Raw genomic sequence first — 569 nt, 5'->3', positions numbered from 1 at the left:
CCTTCCAGCTGGTCGAGAATTTCGGCCTCATCAACCGCCGCGACATCGCCGAGGAGATGAAGTCGCTCGACCAGGAAGGCCGCGCCACCCTTCGCCGGCTTGGCGTGCGCTTCGGCGCCTACCATGTCTTCGTGCCGGCGCTGATCAAGCCGGCGCCTGCCGGACTGGTGACGCTGTTGTGGGCGCTGAAGAACGACGGCAAGGACAAGCCGGGTTTTGGCGACGTGGTCCATGCGCTCGCCTCGGGTCGCACCTCGGTGGTGATCGACCCTGCTTTCGACAAGACGTTCTATAAGCTTGCCGGCTACCGCAATCTCGGCCGTCGCGCCGTGCGCATCGACATACTGGAACGGTTGGCGGATCTGATCCGTCCGGCGACCAACTGGAAGCCCGGCCTCGGCCAGCGCCCGGACGGCGCCTATGACGGCCAGTCCTTCATGGTGACGCCGCCGATGATGTCGATCCTCGGCGCCACCGCGGACGACATGGAAGAAATTCTCAAGGGTCTCGGCTATCGTGCCGAGCCTAAGCCGGCCGTCGAGGTCAAGGCGCGGCTCGAAGCGCAGGAC

At 65.4% G+C, this 569-nt stretch carries 1 pseudogene; it reads left to right on the top strand.

What is annotated here, in order from left to right:
• Positions 1-569 (top strand): annotated as a pseudogene (locus EN984_RS37045) (helicase); the annotation flags it as partial.

The sequence above is a fragment of the Mesorhizobium sp. M7A.F.Ca.CA.004.12.1.1 genome, assembly GCF_003997835.1.
GTDB lineage: Bacteria > Pseudomonadota > Alphaproteobacteria > Rhizobiales > Rhizobiaceae > Mesorhizobium.
This window is presented reverse-complemented; position numbering and strand designations above follow the sequence as displayed.